This window comes from Embleya sp. NPDC056575 (genome assembly GCF_042793325.1).
Classification (GTDB): Bacteria; Actinomycetota; Actinomycetes; order Streptomycetales; family Streptomycetaceae; genus Embleya.
The window spans coordinates 101,412-114,269 of sequence record NZ_JBHTVA010000025.1 but is presented as its reverse complement, the minus strand read 5'-3'; the positions used below and the strand labels follow the sequence as shown (position 1 = coordinate 114,269).

The window sequence follows — 12,858 nt, the reverse complement described above, 5'->3', positions numbered from 1 at the left end:
GGGAGTCCACCGGTGTTCGGGGTGTCGGCGGCACGGTGTCGACATCGCCGTCCCCGGCGTCGCGGTGTCGGACCGGGATGGAAGCATGGGGTTCCCGAAGTCGTGTCGACGACCCGGAAATGGTCGGCCTGCCGAGGAGGTCATCATCAGCGACGCCACCGGCCTGTGCATCGCGCCCCGCCCCGACGGCGGGTGCCGTGCACCGGCCCTCCCCGACGCCCCGGTTCCGCTGTGCGCCGAACACGTGGCCGCCACCTGCGAGTTCGCCCACGACGGCCTACCGGGCGACGAGGAGGAGGAGACCCCCTCCGGCCGGCGCCCGCGCCGACAGCCCACCGAGGTCACCATGCTCGGGGAGGGGCTCGTCTACTTCGTCCGCACCGACCGACGGATCAAGATCGGCTTCACCACGGACCTGCGCCACCGACTGGCACAGTCCGCCCCGGGCGAGGTCCTGCACACCGAACCCGGTTCGATCGCCGACGAACGCCGCCTGCACGCGGCGTTCCAGGACCTTCGCCTGCGCGGCGAATGGTTCCGCGCCGACCCTCGCCTCCTCGACCACATCGCCACCCTCAAGGCGAAGGCAACGGCGTAGCTTGAGGCCGCGGGCGGCCGCGAGGGTCGAAGCGAAGGCAACCGCGTGGATCAGGCGTCCCGTTCGCCCAGCACCGCCGCCAGGACGTGGCGGGCGTTGGTGGTCATCGCCCGGTTGGTTTCGCGGTAGTACGGGAGGGCGATCAGGGCCTGGGACAGGGTGCGGGCCCGGCCCAGGATCCAGCTCGCGTCGTCGACGTCGAGGGCGTCACGGAAGGTCCGCCGCGCGTCGGCGGGCAGCAGGTTCCAGGCCGGGAACAGGTCGCAGGCCGGGTCGCCCAGCCCCACACACCCGAAGTCGATCACCGCGGTCAACCGCCCGGCGCCGTCCACCAGCAGGTTGCCCGGCATCAGGTCGGCGTGCAGCCACACCGGCGGCTCGTCCCGCCCGGCGTCGGCCCGCAGTCCGTCCTCCCATACCGCGATCGCGGCATCGCAGTCGACGCCCTCCGCCGGGATCGCGCGCAGTTCCTCGATCGCCGACCGCGTCGAGGCGTCCAGCTCGGCGAGCGGTCCGCCCCGATGGGCCTTCGGCGCTCCCGGCAACTCGACACCGCGCATCGCCGCCACGAACTCGGCCAGGTCCTCGGCCAGCCGCGCGGGTGCCCGCAGTGCCCCCGGCTCCGGGTTCTCCCCCGCCAGCCACCGGTACACCGACCACGGCCAGGGATACCCGTCGGCCGGCTCCCCCGCGCCCAACACCTCCGGCACGGCCGTCGGCAGCAGCCCGACGAGGCGCGGCAACCACTCCCGCTCCAGCGTGACGTCCGCGACCCCGCCGCGCACCAGCGGCAGCCGCACGACCATGTCCGCGCCCAGCCGGTACATCGCGTTCACCGTGCCGCCCGACGGAAACCGCTCCACCGGCAGTCCCGCCCATCGGGGGAACTGCCCGGCGACCAACCGCCGCACCAGGTCGTCGTCGACGGGGTGCATACCGGAGTGCATCTGGCCTGTGTTCATCACCGGCCATCCGACCGCCCACCCGCGACGCCCGTCAACCGATTTCCGCCCCCACCCCGCCCCTGCGGCGCGCACCCGCCCAAGACGGCTTGCTCACTCGCCCCAGCGCGAAGCCGCCGCCCCCTCCTCCATCCCGGTGCGGCCCGTCCCGTCCTCGCCCCGTTCGCGGAGCAGTTCGCCGGGGAGGCTGTAGCGGGGGGCGTTCTGCGGATTCCGGCGGGCGTGGCGGACGATTTCCCCGGTCAGGGTCGCGGCCATCCGCAGCCGGGGGTGTTCGGCGTGGATCGCCCGTGCCTGGGCGTCGTCGACACATTCGGTGTCCACGCCGAAGTCGATGGCGATGCCCCTGCGGGTCAGGTACGTCAGCGTGCCGCGACGCTCGGCGATCCCGGCCGAGGTGTGCAGCGCGATGGCCTCCCAGACCCGGTCGACGTCGGCGGCGGCCGCCCCGCCCCCGGTCAGGAACGCCGCGGCCATGTCGGCCCCTTCGACCTCGAATCGTTGCCGGCCCTCGGCGTCGGGCGAGGTGCCGAGGTCGTGCAGCGCGCAGGCCGAGAACAGCAGATCGGGGTCGAAGTCCGCGCCGGGCCGCAGCCCGTCGTACGCGGCCTGCAATACGGCGAACCGGTAGCTGCGGAAACTGTGCTCCGCGGTCGGCCGCGACGTGCGAGCCCGCACGTACTCGATCGTCCGGTGGGCCAGGGGCGTGGTGGGAACGGCGGCGACTGTGTCCATGCCCCGACGGTAATCGGCGGATCGGCGCCCGAGGCAGTGGCACGATTGCCATTGATCGATAGCATCGTGCCATGCCCGCAGCAGCCCGTACCGGGGCCGACGCCCCGGTGCCACGCCCGCCCCACCACGTCGTCGTCCTGGCCCAACCCGGTGTCCTGGCCCTGGACTTCGGCATCCCGATCCAGGCGTTCGGCGACTGGGAGGGAAGCCCGTACCGGGTCACCGTCTGCACCGAGCACCCCGGCCCCGTCCCGGTCCACGGCGGCCCGTCGCTGCTCGTCGACCGCGGTCTGGACGCCCTCGCCGACGCCGACACGATCGTCGTGCCCGGGCTGGTCCCGCCCGACCCCCCGTCGCCGCGACTGCGCACCGCCCTCGCCGAGGCCGCCGCCCGGGGCGCCCGCATGGTGTCGATCTGCACCGGCGCGTTCGTCCTGGCCGGCGCGGGAGTGCTGGACGGCCGCCGCGCCACCACCCACTGGCAACGCGCCGCCGAACTGGCCCTGCGGTACCCGTCGGTGCGCATCGAACCGCAGGTGCTCTACGTCGACGAGGGCGACGTGCTGACCTCGGCGGGTGTGGCCGCCGGCATCGACCTGTGCCTGCACATCATCCGCGCCGACCTCGGCGCCACGATCGCCAATCAGCGGGCCCGCGCCCTCGTCGCCGCCCCACATCGCGCGGGTGGCCAGGCGCAGTACATCGCCCACCCCACCCCGCCCGAACGCGGCGGCGGGCTCGACGAGTTGCGGGCCTGGGCGCTGCGGCACCTGGACGAACCGCTGACCGTCGACCTGCTGGCCCGACGGGCCCGGCTGTCCCGGCGCACCCTCATCCGCCGCTTCCACGAGGAGACCGGACTGCCGCCCATGCAGTGGTTGTCCGACGCCCGCGTCGACCGTGCCCGCGAACTCCTCGAGGACTCCGACCTGTCCATGGCCGCTGTGGCCCGCCGGTCCGGCCTCGGCACCCCCGCCAACCTGCGCACCCTCTTCAAGCGCCGCCTCGGCGTACCCCCCAGCGCCTACCGCGCCACCTTCGACACGGCCGCCGCTCCGTAGCTGCGCCGGCCCGGCGGCGGCGTGGGGGCGCGTTCGATCGCGACCACGGCGGCGTCGTCCGCGAGCCGGCCGCCGACGTACGCCGGCAGGTCGTGCCGGAGGTGGTCGAGCAGCCCCTCGGGGCCGAGACCGCTCCACCGCGCGACACGTTCGGTCAGGGGATAGAACGTACCGTCGGGCGCCCGGGCCTCGATCACTCCGTCGGTGTACAACACCAGGATGTCCCGGGCGTGGAGCGTGAAGGTGTCGACCACGTAGTCGGCGGCGCCGATGCCCTGGCACAGGCCCAGCGGGGGTGCGGGCCACCGCGCGTCGAGGGTGTGCACCCGGCCGTCGCGCAGGAGCAGCGGGGGCGGGTGCCCGAAGGTGGTCAGCGCGCCCTCGCCGTCGTGTTCGCGCAGATCCGCGACGATGCCGGTGATGAAACGCTCGTCGGCGTCCGCGTCGGTCGAGGACAACTCGGCCAGGTAGCGGCAGATGCTCTCCTCCAGCGCGGCCGCCAGTTCGGGCAGCGCGGCGAACCGATGGGCGCCCTCACGGAACGCGCCGAGCAGTTGTGCGGCGTCACCGACGGCGGCGAGGCCCTTGCCGCGGACGTCGCCGATGATCAGGCGGATCCCGGCGTCGGTGCGGGCGAGCGCGTACAGGTCCCCGCCGATCTGCGCCTCGTCGTCGGCGGCCAGATAGAACGACGCGATCCGCAACGAGCCGACCCGACGCGGCAGCGGCCGAAGCAGGACCCGCTGTGCGGCCTCGGCGACCGAACGCAGCCGGACCACCTCGCGTCGGCGCTGTTCGCGGCGCAGACACAGATACCACACCAGTGCGGAGATCATGGCGACGGAGATGACCTGCATGAGGTGGTTGCGGGTGGTCAGGCCGCCGCGCAGCATGGCGATGAGCACCTGGGCGCCGACGGCGAGGGCCCCGATCCCGGCGGTCAGCCGCGGCCCGGCGAACGAGGCGGCGAGTGCGGGCGCCACGACCAGGAGTGGGCCGAGGTGCACGTCGGGTGAGGAGATCAGGTCCACGACCGTGATCACCACGATCAGTACGACGGTGAGTACCGGCAGTGCATGGGCCGTTTGCCATGGATGCCGGAACTCCGCGAGCCGCCGTCGGAGTACCACGTGTCCGAGTGTGCCCCTTCCGCGACGCCCTCGCGCGACCGAACCCCGGCGCGCCGGCATCGGCGGCGCATCGCGTGACGATCGATCACCGTCGGGCGGCCGGGGTCGCGGGAGGGTCGGATTACGGCATTCGTGGCATGCCGTGGTCCGGTACGGCGCGTTTGCCTTCGAGTCGGTCGTCCCCCGTGTTGGACTCGGCGGCGTGGCGAGGCGGTGGGCGTGCGGACATACGCGCGCGCGGCGCCGGTCGCGATCGGCATCGGCGGCAGTCGTGGACAGGAGCGGTGATGGCACGCGGCACGCACATCGAGGATCAGGAGCACGGCCGGCGCTGTCCGCTGGGCGCGACGTCGGCACACGCGTGCGGCGGCCCGACCGACGAGCGCGGCGTACCGATGCTGGGCCGCTCGCCGGCCGTCGGCGACGAGGACGGTCCGCCCGGGTGCGGGGTTCATCTGGGCGAGGTGCTGGTGATGCGCGATCCGGACCTGTGGATCGGCGTACTCTTCGACGCGCCCACCGACCGGGCCGCCGACTTCGACGGCGACGCCGGGGCGGTCGCGGAGTTCGCCGAGCATCTCGCCCTCGACGTGGCGGACCAGAGGGTCGACGAACTCGAGGAGCACGACGGCTTCGTCGCCCGCCCGGTGACCGCGGACGAACTCGCCAGGGCGGTCGAGTACGCCCTTGGCGCCATCGGCGTCGCGTAGTCCTCGCGCCGCGATCGCGCCGTAGTCGCGCGGTAGTCGCGCGGTAGTCGCGCGGTAGTCGCGCGGTAGTCGCGCGGTCACCGAAACCCGCACGGTGACCGGCCCGCCACACCCCGTCGGTGCAACGAGCGGACACGACCCCGCACCACCGCCCCGGCCCCGCACCACCCCCACCCACCGCCGTCACCGGCCCCTCTCCCGGGCCCCGTCGTGTCGACTGGCGATGCTCCGGACCAACCGCGAAGCTGGAGATCGGACCGGCATTCGCGACTCGGGTGCCGTCCGGTGCGACCGCCGAGCGGCGCACCAGCAACCGCCCGGTTCCGGTCGCGAAAAGACCACCGCGGCATGCCAGACCCGGCCGGCCGTCTCCCGTTCGGCTCGGATCCGAAACAGCCCACCCGCCCGTGCGCCGGTTCGTTGCCGGGCGCGCCCGGATGGCCGAAGGACTTCCGATGGCAGGTTCCTGCTTCACACCCCGGCAGCCCGAATCCCCCGCCCGGTCCGCGACCCGGTCCGCCTCCGGGGCAGCACCCTCCGCCGTTGTGACGCCGACCCCGACGATGGGCGTCGAGGAGGAATTCCTGCTCGTCGACGCCCGCACCGGCGCGCCCGCCCCACGCGCCGAACTCGTCCTGGCCAAGGCCGCCGACGCGGACACCACGCGTCTGGAAGCCACCCGCTACCAGGTGGAGTCGGCCAGTCCCGTCGCGCACACGGCCGACGAACTACACGCCCACCTCGTGCGATCGCGGCGCGAGTGCACGGAGGCGGCGGCCGTGTTCGGGTGTCGCCTCGTCGCCGGCGCCACCCCCGTCATCGCACCCGGTCCCGGGCCGCTGCTGATCGACGCCCCGAGGCGGCACGACCAGTCGATCCGCTACGGCGACCTGACCGACACGTTCGTCAACTGCGGCTGCCACATCCACGTCGGCACCCTCGACCCGGAGACCGCCGTACAGGTGACCTGCCGGCTCCGCCCCTGGCTGCCCACCCTGATCGCGCTCGGCGCCAACTCGCCGTTCCGCGACGAACACGACACCGGGCACGCCAGTTGGCGCAGCGTCGTCAACACCATGTGGCCCTGCTCCGGTATTCCGCCCCGGGTGACCTCCGTGGGCGCCTACGAGCACACCGTCGCCGGCCTGATCGCCACCGGCGCCATCAAGGACCGCAAGATGATCTATTGGGACGCGCGCCCGTCGGCGTCCTGGCCGACGGTGGAGGTCCGGGCGCCGGACGTGGCGACCACGGTCGACGAGGCCGTGCTGCTCGCCGTCCTGGTGCGCGCGTTGGTCGCCGACGCGCTGACCACGATCCGCGTGGGCGAACCCGCTCCGGACATCCCTGCGGAGGTCCTGGTCGCGGCCCGCTGGCGTGCCGCCCGCGACGGTCTCGAGGGCATGGCCGTGCATCCGGAGAGCGGGAAACTCGTGCCCGCGAACACGATGGTCGACGCGCTGGTCGAGCGGGTACACGACCATCTGGACGCGGCGGGCGACCTCCCCCACGTCGCCCGAACCCTCGCCGGCCTGCGCCGCGACGGTTGCGGGGCGCGGCGCCAACGCCTGGTCTTCGAACGCCGGCACCGTTACACCGACGTGGTCCGCTACCTCGCGGACGCCACCGAGCACCAGGGCGGGTAGCCCGGGGGTGGCCCCGTCGGCGGCCCGCGCACCGGCATGCGGCGTCGCCCCCCTCCTCCGCCCGGCCATGAACCCGTGAACCCTGATATCTCCGGGAGTTCGTCATGTCGTCGATGCCCACAACCGTGCCCGCCGCCGAACGTTTCCGGGCCCTGGGACCGCATCATCTGGATGAGATCGCGGACCGCTACGGTCTGTCGGACGACATCCGCGAGACCATCCGCGCGGTCGCGTGCGTACTGCCGTTCCGGGTCAACGAGTACGTCCTGTCCAATCTCGTCGACTGGGACGACATCCCCGACGATCCGATCTTCCGGCTGGTCTTCCCGCAACGCGGCATGCTCGACCCGGCCGACGAACGCCGACTGGCCGAACTGGCCCGCGCGCCGGAGGGCAGGGCCGAACTGCGGTCCCTGGTACGGCGCATCCGCGACGGCCTCAATCCGCATCCGTCCGGACAGCGACAACTCAACGTGCCGCGCGTGGGCGGGGCCGAGGTGCGGGGGTTGCAACACAAGTACCCGCAGACGGTGCTCCACTTCCCCGGGCAGGGCCAGACCTGCCACGCCTACTGCACGTACTGCTTCCGATGGGCGCAGTTCGTCGGCGACCCCGACCTGCGCTTCGCGGCGCCGACTCCCGACGGGCTCCTGGCCTACCTGGCGGTGCATCCCGAGGTAGAGGACGTCCTGGTCACCGGGGGCGATCCGCTGGTGATGTCCACCGAACGGCTGCGCGCACACGTGGAACCGATCCTGGGTGTCGAGACGGTGCGCACCATCCGCGTCGGTACCAAGTCGCCCGCCTACTGGCCGCATCGGTTCGTCACCGACCACGACGCCGACGACCTGCTGCGCCTGTTCGAGGAGGTCGTCGCCTCCGGGCGCAACATCGCCGTGATGGCGCACTTCAGCCATCCCCGGGAGTTGGAGACCGACCTCGCCCGCCGGGCCCTCGCGCGCGTTCGCGGTACCGGCGCGCTCGTGTACTGCCAGGCTCCGCTGATCGCGCACGTCAACGACGACGCGGCGGTGTGGGCTCGGCTCTGGCGGGCCGAACTGGCTTGCGGGGCGGTCCCGTACTACATGTTCGTCGAACGCGACACCGGCCCGCACGACTACTTCGCGGTACCGCTGGCCCGGGCCGCGGAGATCTTCCGCGGCGCCTATCGCACGCTGCCCGGCCTGGCCCGCACGGTCCGCGGGCCGGTGATGTCGGCGACGCCGGGCAAGGTGCTCGTCGACGGTGTCGAGGACGACGGGAGCGGCCGGTACTTCCGGTTGCGGATGCTCCAGGCACGGGAACCCGCCCTGGTCGCCCGCCCGTTCCGGGCCCGCTACGACGCCGGCGCCACCTGGCTCGACGACCTCGTGCTCGCCCCGGACACCCCCGCCGACATCGCGGCGGCGGTGGGCACATCCGGCCGCGGCGACATGAGCGGCACGAACGCCCCGGACACCCCCGGCGCTCCGCACGGGCTCGCCGATTCGGCGCGGCGGCGGAGCGGGTACGACCTTCGGCCGGCGGAGGCGACGCGGCGATGACCACCTGGCGCACCTCGCCCAATCTGGCGCTCAACGAGGTCGTGGATCGCCGCCGGGCCGCGGGGGTGCCGATCGTGCACCTCGGGTTCGGCGAGTCCCGGCTGCCCGTCTTCGCCCCGCTCCTGGACCGATTGCGGGCCGGGGCGCCGACCAACGCGTACGGCCCGGTGGCCGGTGACCTCGCGGTCCGCGCCGCGGTGGCCGGATACTTCGCCCGTCGCCGGCTGCCCACCGATCCGGAACAGGTCGTACTGGCACCGGGCAGCAAACCGCTGCTGATGGCGATCCAACATGTCGTCCCGGGTGACGTGTTGTTGCCCCGGCCGTGTTGGAACTCCTACGCGCCCCAGGCCCGGTTGGCGGGCAAGACGCCGATCGGGGTACCGATTCCCCGCGACTACGGGGGAGTTCCCGATCCGGACACCTTGCGGGCGCGGATCCGCGCCGCCCGGGCCGACGGGCTCGACCCGCGCATCGTGGTGTTCACCCTGCCGGACAACCCGACCGGGACGCTCGCACCGCCGGACGTGGTGCGCCGGCTCTGCGCGATCGCCGAGGCGGAGGACCTGGTGGTCGTCTCGGACGAGATCTACCGCGATGTCGTGCACGATCCGAAGACCACCGAACTGCTCAGTCCGGCGGAGGTGGTCCCGGAACGAACCGTGGTGACCACGGGGTTGTCCAAGAGCCTGGCGCTGGGCGGTTGGCGGATCGGCGCGGCGCGGTTCCCGGCCGGTGCGCGAGGTGCCGGTATCCGGGCCGAAGTCGTCGCGGTGGCCAGCGAGTTGTGGTCGACACCGGCCCGACCCATGCAGGAGGTCGCGCGGTACGTGTTCGAGGAGCCCGCGGAGATCCGCGAACGCCTGGCCGCGAGTGCCCGGCTGCACGGGGCGGTGGCCCGGGCGGTGTACACGCTCGCGGTCGGAGCGGGCGCCGAGTGTCGGCCGCCGACGGGCGCGTTCTACGTCTACCCGGACTTCGAGCCGCTGCGCGGTCCGCTCGGCGCGCTCGGCGTCACCGACTCGGCGACCCTGCAGCGCCGACTGCTGGACGAGTGCGGCATCGCGGTGTTGGCCGGCCACCTCCTGGGCGACGACCCCGGCGCGCTGCGGTTCAAGGCCGCCACCAGCATGCTGTACGGCGAAACGATCGCCGAACAGGAGGCCGCACTCGCGGATCCCGCCCCCACCGAACTGCCCCATGTCCGCGCCGGACTCGCCGCCATCGAGGCGGGTTTCGGCACACTCGGCGGTCGAGCGCACGGCGGCTGAACACTCGGCGGCCGCGCCCGCTCGCGTCGGGTCGGTCCGCCGGACGCCCGTCGGTCAGCCGGTCGCCCGGTGTGCTGCGGTGGTAGAGCACCCGGCGGCCGGCACGGCTGCGGGTCACCAGGCCCGTGGCGTGCAGGACGCGCAGGTGCTGGGAGACCGCGCTCGGCGTGACGTCGAGCCGGTCGGCGATCTCGACGCCGGCCATCGGCTCGGCGAGGAGGACGAGCGGTTCGGCCTTGGCGGCGCCGACGAGGCAGGCCAGGGCACCGGCGTCGGGGACGGGCTCCCGGATCCACAAGGTGGCCACGCCGCGGCTGGGATACATCGGCATCGGCGGCTCCTCCGCGCTGAGCGGCGGCGCGGGTTTGTGCGCGAACACCGAGGGCACGAGGAGCAGTCCTCGACCGGCCGCCGCCACGTGGTGCCGGCCGATCATCTTGTCGATGTACAACACGTCGTTGTCCCAGCGCAGGTTCGGGTGCATGTCGGCGAACAACGAGCGCGCGCCGCCCAGGGCCGGTTGCCGGGCGCGGTAGGTCATGTCGGCTTCGAGCAGGAGTCGCGGGCAACGATGCCTCGACCGGCCCCGGAGCGGAGTCCGCCATCCGCCGGAGCCGGCCGCTCCCGCGCGGTCCGACGGGCCGGGAATGCCCCGTCGGCTGGTCCTGATCCTGGCGCTGACCTGCGCGGTCGGCGTGGGCAACATCTACTTCCCGCAGGCGATCGTCCCGCTGATCGTCGCCGGCCCGCACGAGTCGCCCGACGCCACCGCCCTGGTGGTGACCGCGACGCAGATCGGCTACACGTTCGGGATCTTCCTGCTCGTACCGCTCGGCGACCGCCTCCCCAACCGCGCGTTCCTGGTCACCCTGCTCTCCGTCACCGCCGCCGGGCTGCTGCTCGCGGGCTGCGCGCCCGGTGCGAGTGTCCTCGTCGCCGCCGGGGTCGTGATCGGCGCCACCACCGTGGCCGCGCAGATCGTCGGCCCGTTGGCGGCCGGACCGGTCGCCGCCGAACATCGCGCCACGATGATGGGCACCCTGTTCAGCGGCTCGATCGGCGGCATGCTGCTCGCCCGCACGTTCAGCGGCGCCCTCGGCGAGGGGCTGGGCCGGCGTGCCCCGTATCTGGTGGCGGCGGCCGTGGTCGCGCTGCTCGCCGTCGCGCCGGCCCGGGCCCTGCCCGAGACCGAGCCCACCTCGCGCCAGGCGTATCCCGCACTGCTCGCCGAGCCGCTGCGGCTGCTTCGGGCCGAGCCGGAACTGCGCCGCTCCTGCCTGTACCAGGCGACCGTCTTCGCCGGGTTCTCCGCCGTGTGGACCTGCCTGACGCTCCTGCTCACCGGCCCCGCCCACCGCCTGGGCGCCCAGGCGGTGGGGCTGCTCGCCCTGGTCGGCGCGGCGACCATGGTCTGCACCCCACTCGCCGGGCGCCTGGTGGATCGGCGCGGGTCGGATCCGGTCACCCTGATCCGCCTGCTCGGCGTGCTCGTCTCCGCGGCCGTCCTGGTCCCGGGCGCCCGGGGCGGCGCCTGGGGTCCGGCCTCCCTGGTCGTCGGAACGCTGCTGCTCGACGTGGCGATGCAGTGCGGGATGGTCGCCAACAGGCCCGGGTGTTCGCGCTGCGCCCCGACGCCCGGAGCCGACTCGACACGGCCTACATGACGTGCGCCCACCTCGGCGGCAGCGCCGGTTCCTGGCTCGGCGTGCGGGTGTACGGGCGGGCCGGCCGGCAGGGGGTGTGTGCCCTGGTGGCGCTCCTCGCCGCCGTCGCACTGGCCCGCCACTGCGTGGCGCCGTACCGCCGTCGCCCGGTCGCGGTCGACCGCCCGTCGCTCACCAGGTGACCGGCAACTCGGCGACCCCGTACACCGCCGACGACGCCCGCAGCCGCACCCGCTCCGGCGGCACAGCGCAGCTCAGGGCGGGAAATCGGCGCAGCAACGCGGGGATGGCGATGCCCAGTTGCATGCGGGCGAGTTGCGCGCCCAGGCAGTGGTGGGTTCCGTGTCCGAAGGCGAGGTGCGGGGTGGGCCGGCGGTCGGGGTCGAAGCGGTCCGGTCGGTCGTGCACGGCCTCGTCCCGGTTCGCGGATGCCAGCGAGACCACGACGTGGTCTCCCGCGGCGATCGTATGGTCCCCGATCACCACGTCGGTCAGGGCCGTTCGGGGCAGGCCGTAGGGAATGACGCTGAGATAGCGCAGCAGTTCCTCCATCGCGTCCGCGACGGCGGCCGGGTCCTCGGTGTCGCGCAGTCGGTCGGCCGCCTCGGGTTCGTGCAGGAGCAGGAAGGTGCCCAGGCCCAGCATCGCGGCCACGGTTTCGTGTCCGGCCTCCAGCAAGTGGTTTGCCAGGCCGATGAGTTCGGCGTCGGTGAGGGTGTCGGCGTGGTCCCGGACGAGGCTGCCGAGCAGTCCGTCGCCCGGCCGCTCGCGTTCCCGGGCGACGAGGTCGGCCATGTACGCGTGCGCCTCGGCCGCCGCCGCGGCCACCTGCTCGGTGGGGCGGGCGAAGTCGAGCAGGGTGTTGGTACGGCGTTGGAAGCCCTCCCGGTCGGCGTAGGGCACGCCGAGCAGTGCGCAGATCGCCAGGGACGGGACGGGGAGCGTGAAGTGGGCGACGAGGTCCACCGGAGGTCGCATACGTTCCAGGGCGTCCAGGGCGTCGGACACGGTGCGTTCGAGGTCCGCGCGCATCGCGCGTATTCGGCTGGGGGTGAACGCTCCGACGAGCAGTCGGCGGACCCGGGTGTGTTCGGGTGGGTCGAGGCGCAGCAGGTTTCCCACCCGTCGGGCCTCGAGGTCCGGGCCGGCCGGGCGCAGCAGATCGGGCGTGCGGGCGGTACCGAACCGACGGTCGACCAGGACGCGGCGCGCGTCCCGGTCCCGGCTGACCAACCACAGCGCGCTGCCGTCGGGTAACGACACTTTGCGCAGCGGCTCTTCGGCACGAAGTCGGCGGAAGGCGTCGGGTGGGTCGAACGGGCGTCCTTCGGGGCGGACGCTGGGCAGGGGGATTGCACTGGTCCCGGACACGGGGCACCTCGCAGACGGTCGTCGAACGATGACGGTGGGTTGGTGCGTACTCTCGCCGGGGCGTCGCGACCGGGTCGGGGACGGTCTGCTCGGGGCACCGGGCGAAGGCGTCCCGATGTTTCCCCGACTCGGGACCGGCTACGCGCCGAGTCGGGACACGCCGTCG

The 12,858-nt window shown here is 73.5% G+C and carries 12 protein-coding genes and 1 pseudogene; 8 read left to right on the top strand and 5 right to left on the bottom strand.

Features of this window, described 5'->3' with window-relative positions; translation table 11 throughout:
- The first annotated feature begins 85 nt into the window (after positions 1-85).
- Positions 86-598 carry a GIY-YIG nuclease family protein gene (locus ACFRCG_RS21205; protein ID WP_380033593.1) on the top strand — a complete coding sequence of 171 codons (513 nt, stop codon included), beginning with the start codon at positions 86-88 and terminating at the stop codon, positions 596-598.
- 50 nt (positions 599-648) lie between these two features.
- Here ACFRCG_RS21205 and ACFRCG_RS21200 read toward each other — a convergent pair whose 3' ends face one another.
- Together ACFRCG_RS21200 and ACFRCG_RS21195 are read right to left on the bottom strand one after the other, a co-directional pair.
- On the bottom strand, positions 649-1,560 hold the full coding sequence (locus ACFRCG_RS21200) for an aminoglycoside phosphotransferase family protein (RefSeq protein ID WP_380033591.1): 912 nt from the start codon (positions 1,558-1,560) through the stop codon (positions 649-651).
- 93 nt (positions 1,561-1,653) lie between these two features.
- Positions 1,654-2,295, bottom strand: a complete 642-nt coding sequence (locus ACFRCG_RS21195) for an HD domain-containing protein (RefSeq protein ID WP_380033589.1) — start codon at positions 2,293-2,295, stop codon at positions 1,654-1,656.
- Between the two features lie 71 nt (positions 2,296-2,366).
- On the opposite strand from ACFRCG_RS21195, the gene ACFRCG_RS21190 reads away from it, so the two are divergent.
- On the top strand, positions 2,367-3,356 hold the full coding sequence (locus ACFRCG_RS21190; RefSeq protein WP_380033587.1) for a GlxA family transcriptional regulator: 990 nt from the start codon (positions 2,367-2,369) through the stop codon (positions 3,354-3,356).
- Here the strand turns inward: ACFRCG_RS21190 and ACFRCG_RS21185 are convergent.
- The gene (locus ACFRCG_RS21185) at positions 3,320-4,486 is read right to left on the bottom strand and encodes a PP2C family protein-serine/threonine phosphatase (RefSeq protein ID WP_380033585.1); all 1,167 of its coding nucleotides are present in this window, start codon (positions 4,484-4,486) and stop codon (positions 3,320-3,322) included. The two genes, ACFRCG_RS21190 and ACFRCG_RS21185, sit on opposite strands and share 37 nt — an antisense overlap.
- 287 nt (positions 4,487-4,773) lie before the next feature.
- Here ACFRCG_RS21185 and ACFRCG_RS21180 point away from each other — a divergent pair, with 287 nt between their 5' ends.
- The 4 genes from ACFRCG_RS21180 (at position 4,774) to ACFRCG_RS21165 (ending at position 9,657) form a co-directional block, all read left to right on the top strand.
- Positions 4,774-5,196 carry a hypothetical protein gene (locus ACFRCG_RS21180; RefSeq protein WP_380033583.1) on the top strand — a complete coding sequence of 141 codons (423 nt, stop codon included), beginning with the start codon at positions 4,774-4,776 and terminating at the stop codon, positions 5,194-5,196.
- A gap of 545 nt (positions 5,197-5,741) precedes the next feature.
- Positions 5,742-6,842, top strand: coding sequence for a glutamate--cysteine ligase (locus ACFRCG_RS21175; protein WP_380033582.1), 1,101 nt, complete (start codon positions 5,742-5,744; stop codon positions 6,840-6,842).
- Positions 6,843-6,955: 113 nt separating this feature from the next.
- Entirely contained in the window at positions 6,956-8,386 is a 1,431-nt protein-coding gene (locus ACFRCG_RS21170) for a KamA family radical SAM protein (protein WP_380033647.1), read from the top strand.
- Positions 8,383-9,657: a pyridoxal phosphate-dependent aminotransferase gene (locus ACFRCG_RS21165; protein ID WP_380033580.1), complete on the top strand. Its 1,275-nt coding sequence runs from the start codon at positions 8,383-8,385 to the stop codon at positions 9,655-9,657. The genes ACFRCG_RS21170 and ACFRCG_RS21165 overlap by 4 nt, the downstream gene beginning before the upstream one ends.
- Positions 9,658-9,760: 103 nt before the next feature.
- Here ACFRCG_RS21165 and ACFRCG_RS21160 read toward each other — a convergent pair.
- Positions 9,761-9,862, bottom strand: a pseudogene (locus tag ACFRCG_RS21160) (ArsR/SmtB family transcription factor); the annotation flags it as partial.
- 442 nt (positions 9,863-10,304) lie between these two features.
- Here ACFRCG_RS21160 and ACFRCG_RS21155 point away from each other — a divergent pair.
- Positions 10,305-11,321 carry an MFS transporter gene (locus ACFRCG_RS21155; protein WP_380033579.1) on the top strand — a complete coding sequence of 339 codons (1,017 nt, stop codon included), beginning with the start codon at positions 10,305-10,307 and terminating at the stop codon, positions 11,319-11,321.
- A complete protein-coding gene (locus ACFRCG_RS21150; RefSeq protein WP_380033577.1) occupies positions 11,318-11,503 on the top strand; it encodes a hypothetical protein in 186 nt (61 codons plus the stop codon). The genes ACFRCG_RS21155 and ACFRCG_RS21150 overlap by 4 nt, the downstream gene beginning before the upstream one ends.
- On the opposite strand, the gene ACFRCG_RS21145 is transcribed toward ACFRCG_RS21150, so the two are convergent.
- Positions 11,493-12,692, bottom strand: coding sequence for a cytochrome P450 (locus tag ACFRCG_RS21145; RefSeq protein ID WP_380033575.1), 1,200 nt, complete (start codon positions 12,690-12,692; stop codon positions 11,493-11,495). The genes ACFRCG_RS21150 and ACFRCG_RS21145 overlap by 11 nt on opposite strands.
- Between the last annotated feature and the right edge of the window lie 166 nt (positions 12,693-12,858).